Annotated in this window: 4 protein-coding genes; all 4 read right to left on the minus strand. The window is 40.2% G+C overall.

Annotated elements, in window-relative coordinates:
• Positions 1 to 52: 52 nt before the first annotated feature.
• The 4 genes from Q0081_RS13680 to Q0081_RS13695 all read right to left on the minus strand — a co-directional run bounded on the left by Q0081_RS13680 (position 53) and on the right by Q0081_RS13695 (position 4,867).
• Positions 53 to 622, minus strand: coding sequence for a hypothetical protein (locus Q0081_RS13680; RefSeq protein WP_298354268.1), 570 nt, complete (start codon positions 620 to 622; stop codon positions 53 to 55).
• Positions 623 to 833: 211 nt separating this feature from the next.
• Entirely contained in the window at positions 834 to 3,359 is a 2,526-nt protein-coding gene (locus tag Q0081_RS13685; protein ID WP_298354270.1) for a DUF5686 and carboxypeptidase-like regulatory domain-containing protein, read from the minus strand.
• Between the two features lie 257 nt (positions 3,360 to 3,616).
• Positions 3,617 to 4,057 carry a DUF2452 domain-containing protein gene (locus tag Q0081_RS13690; protein WP_298354273.1) on the minus strand — a complete coding sequence of 147 codons (441 nt, stop codon included), beginning with the start codon at positions 4,055 to 4,057 and terminating at the stop codon, positions 3,617 to 3,619.
• Between the two features lie 219 nt (positions 4,058 to 4,276).
• On the minus strand, positions 4,277 to 4,867 hold the full coding sequence (locus Q0081_RS13695) for a bifunctional 2-polyprenyl-6-hydroxyphenol methylase/3-demethylubiquinol 3-O-methyltransferase UbiG (RefSeq protein WP_298354276.1): 591 nt from the start codon (positions 4,865 to 4,867) through the stop codon (positions 4,277 to 4,279).
• Positions 4,868 to 5,115: the final 248 nt, after the last annotated feature.

Consider the following 5,115-nt stretch of genomic DNA (forward strand, 5'->3'; position numbering starts at 1 on the left):
AAAATTCAAACCATCAAACGCATTGCCAGAGGGTTTAGAAGCAAACATACTTTTAAAAAAATGATTCGATTTGCATTTCAGAACCATGGCTTGCAAGTAATTTCATAAAGAGCCATAAAATGGCGAAACCTTCCAAACCACTGATTGCATAATCATTTTTATACGTCATTCCAACACCGTCATATAAGACAATATACGGTTCGGATAAACGAAGATCAACAGTAGTACCTGAACCATCTGCAAAAACGCTTCCCAAAGAGGCTACCAGAAGAATCGGATTGGTAACGGGTTCGGAAAAGCACATGGTTGTTTTTCCACCTGGCCCGGCAGACCAAGTGGTACTCGGAACAGTTGAATTAGGAATTGCGGATACACCGCTGAACCGATTAAAGTTATTGAATCCGTAAATGCTGCTTGTAGAGTTGAAATCATAATTGGCTGACATTGTCACACTAACTAATTTTCCATTTACTAAAATATTTCTGGTCGCATTTTTGCCGTTAAAATTGCTCCAAGTCGCCCAAGAATATTTCTGCTTACATTGAGCATTAACTTCAAAAGTAGTGAAGAAACAGAGGCAAACAATAATAAAGTGCTTCCAAAGCTGCTTAAAATATGCCATAAACTTCTCTTTATCAGGTGCGTAATCTCAGAAAATAAACCCTTTAGAAAGATAGTATTCCCTTTATTTTAAACGATAAAAAACGGGAATTTCTTGTGCGTTTTTCACACGTCTAAACGGTTTTTATTCAAACATTCAGACAATGTCACGACGATTTTATAAATATTAAGGTAACAATTTATTGAACGGATACGTATGAAATTGGCTCTTTTTAAATATTGAACCAGAAAGAAAATTTTACGGAGAAAGGAGTTACGCCTGGATTTTGGCGGTAGGTAAGCCGATGGATAGCATCTATCCGGAGTACTTTAAAGATGTTATCTATGGCATAACCTACTTCCACATACGGTGTTTTATCCAAGGTACTGAAACCTAATACCGCTTGTCCCTGGGTGTTGGTAGGGGCAAGCAAATTCATATTGGCCGGGCGAACACTGCCATAAAGAACTTTTGCATTGGCTAAAAAGCGCCATTTAAGCCGTTTGATAGCAGGAATGCGATTGAAAAGCAGTCCCTCAAAATTGTGCTCGTAACGAAGTTGAACGTAGCGGTCGCTTACAAACTCAAAATAGTTCATGAGGTTAAACGCATTTTCTACGTAAAACAGGGACTCATTACCCAAAGGAGTATGAAGCAAAGGGTAAGGAAGGGTAGAAGGGATATACCCCATTGTTAGATTGTAATAAGAACGGCCCCAAATGCCTACTCGAAAATTCTGCTTTACACTAAGTGATATTCGATGGTAACTAAAATCGCTGTTCATAAAATTGCGCATCCCTAATTGGTAGCGCAGCATAACGAGTGGCCATTTATGAGTACCTAATGTCAGGCGTTCGTTGTCGTTGTAAACAAAAACCTCGTCTTTTCCCCAACGCGTTTCAAAAAATAATTCTGAAGTTTGATAGTCACTCTGAATGGGTGAACGGTCACCTAAACCGGGAAAAGTGCGGAAGGCGAAGGCATACATAGGATGAAAAGTACGATGTCTTATTCCAACTGTTTGAGTGAATCCTCTGAATAATTCCCGCTTGAGATAACCCGAACTGATGCCTTCAAAATATCCGCGTCGGTAGGTACCCCAGCGTGTCATGGCACCAAAAAGTACGTTGTTACCGATGGCTTCGGAAGATAGTCCAATACGCTCTAAGTCATAACTGTGACTGATGCCGCCGATGGTCCACGGCTTTCGGCTGAATATATAATCTACACTGAAATTATACTTCCATTTTTGGTCGAGTGTGCCGTAAGCTGCCGCGCCGCTTAAGATCCATTTGCGACTGAAATCAGGATTGGTTTTGGCTCCGATACGAAAACGATTTCCTTCAATGAGGTTGTGAGAGTATAGATACAAAAATGGTCCTGCATCAATATTAACTTTAGGAAGACGTTTATAGCCATTGACAGCCATATTGAGTACTTCAATGTAAGTTCGAACAATGGGTACTTGTTTTACTGAGTCAATGAGCCGATATGCAGTTTGCTCGCCTACCGTGAGGGGTTCGTGGCGGGCTTTGTCCCAAAAATCATTGGGATAATCGCGGTAATCTGCCGAAAGCTCGATGGGATAATCGTAGAACTTAGGCGGGCGTGGTTGATTGACGGTAACATTGCGATTGGAAGTGTAAAACTTAATCAACATTCCTGCCGTTGAGTCAGTCAATTCCGCTACATCAATTAGTACTCGCGATTTGACCGGCATCCAAGTGCTGTCTCCGATTTGTTCGTATTCCTGCTGGATTTTGATACGCTCAACAAAATTGATGTTGGCGCGTTTTCCCACGGTCGCATCCACCTGTACAAGTGCGTGGGAGAGGGTATCCACCCAAATCGAACCGCTAAACGCCAAGTCCTGTTCTCGTTTGGGTTCATAATCAATTTGATAGCACCAATAACCGCCCACAAAAGTAGTGTCAATCAAGTAGTATTCATACGTATTTTTCCATCCGTCAGCAATGGGAGAATGGAAGTCTTTATCAACGACATTGAGCCAATTTTGGTAAAAATTGTATTGTTGAAATGACGACCCAATCATCTGAGAAATCAAACTGCCGTCTGTTACAGCAATGCCCGAGAGTTTAGTTTTCAGAATCTGCTCCTTTTTTTTGCGTGGATTTTCTCGAAAATAATAGTTAGACAAAGATTCGGATAAGTAAATCGGTATGACAGGACGACCATCTTCTCCCGCGATTTTATCAAACTGCTCCACGGCTCCCGTAATTTGTTTCATGGATTTACGCTTCCGAAAACGGCTGGAGATGTTATCAACGTCAACCTCTATTTTATTATAACTTTCGTATTCGTAAGCGTTTAGGCGAGTGGGATTATGCAAAGGTTTTTCTTTGACGACTTGCCGCAATATGTCATAGGCAGGGTTTTCGCCCGCATATATTTTTACTTCCTGTAGTTTCAATTCGGACGACTCTAACTGAAAATCAATCGTTTGGACTAAGCTGTCTTTCCTAATGGCTTTGACCCGAACTCGATACGACATAGAAGAAGCCAACAGCGAATCGCCGATTTGGGTAGTTTTGAGCGTATAAAATCCTTCAAAATTGGTAGATACTCCCACCGATTTACCTTTGATAGCCACCGCTGCAAATGGGACGGGGTCACCCGTTTGGGCATCCGTAACGCGTCCCGAAAGTGTGTAGGATGTTTGGGAAAATGCTTGCCAGGTGGAAAACACAAGTCCAATTAAAAAATAGATGCGATTGAAACGTACTAAAGATTTTATCACCGGTGGGGAGTTTTGTTCCTGTCTGCCTTCATTAACTAACGTGTGATGAAAATAAAAAAGTTTAATCGATTTGGCAATTTTTTTATGGCTTTAAATGAATTTACGCAGTTAGAGGGGGGATGTGTTGCAATATTCAAAGTTAATAAACGAAAAATCCCCTCGTTGGGTTTACCAAAAAGGGGATTTTTGTGACAAACGGAGAGTTTAATAAGACTGCCGTTTGATTTGAATAGATTGACTGCTTACTTTAAATTGTTTTACTGCACATTTTCGTTGTATTCGACGTGCCAAGTATGATCGGCTAACATAATCACTTTGGCAATATAGCGACTGTATTTGTAAGAACGTCCCCACTCCTGAGGAGCAACCATCGACAAAACATCGCGACCGTCTTCTTTCTCGTACACATAATAGGTTTCGTTCAAAACGGGCTCAAAATTCATCTGCGCGGCATAAATTCGTTCCGAAACATCCACTCTTTGTCGTAATTCTTTGGCTTGCTGCGCCAACGTTGCCATTTGCTGGTAAATCTGATTGAGCTGCCGTTCAGTCTGCTGTCGCATCGCTAAGACAGCTTTTCCTTTGGCTTTTCCCATATCTTCGGGCTTTATCACGGCTCCGCCTACGGAATGGGCGTACGCCATCAGGCCCGGATTCTCGGCTACTTTGTCGGGGTTGATTGGATTTTCTACAATCATAAGATAAGTTGTTTACTGTTTCTCTCTATCAACGCCACAAAATTAAATATTGTTTATTTTGAACAGTGACAATACCCTTAGAATGTTCGTAAATAATAAAATATAGTCTATAATTAAAAGATATTTTAGATTTTATATCTACAAATTGTAATAAATTTAGATAATTGTAACAAAAAAAGCCCGACTGATAAAATCGGGCTTAGGGGTTAAATGACCTTTTTACTTCTTTTTCAAGACCGTAATGTAAAAAGTGTTACGGGTTGTGTTGACAGTCGTACCATCAATTTTAGAAAACGAAGAATTTTCCATCATTTTGTGCCATTCGGCGTTGCGTTCATCACCATTGATACTTACGATAAAAATACCGCCTTCTTCCAAATAGGGGTTAAAACGGGTCAGTACTTTATCCACGGAAATTCCGTAATAAATCGCTTCGTTGATGATAATGACGTCAAACTTTTGGTCAGGAATATAGGTGTTCATGTCCGCAATGAGGTACTTGGTTTTTTCATCCTCATATTTTTTAGCATTGGCAATGGCTATGTCCGATACGTCGGTCGAATAATAAAGCTCGTACTTGGATTTATCGAATCGCTGTTGAAGGTATCCTTCTCCCGCACCGATTTCCAAAATTTTCCCATTGGGTTTTAGATGTTGGGCATAGCCCACAATGACACTGAAACGTGCCAGTTCGTGAATGTCGCCCAGACCATCCCAGCGGCCTAAATTGTACTGATAATTCCAGCGATCTTTGTCGCGACGAAGTACCTTACGATTGATAAGGTCAGTCGTAGTGTTTAATAAATTCATGAAGTGAAGTAGATAGTTAGGTAATTCGTTTGTGTATGGCAATTATCTTGCTAATATAAACATAGAAATGTAAAATAGGACTCTCGTTTACTATAAAAAATCTTTATATATCTCATAAATTATACCATACATGGTAGTTATTTAAAAGGTGTTGATGCACTCTTGGTTATAATTGACGACAAAAAGCTTAGTAACCAAGTGATGGTATTTGAGTTTTCTTGAAAAGGATAGGCTTTTTCTGACATATC

Source organism: Runella sp., from assembly GCF_027484545.1.
Classification (GTDB): Bacteria; Bacteroidota; Bacteroidia; order Cytophagales; family Spirosomataceae; genus Runella.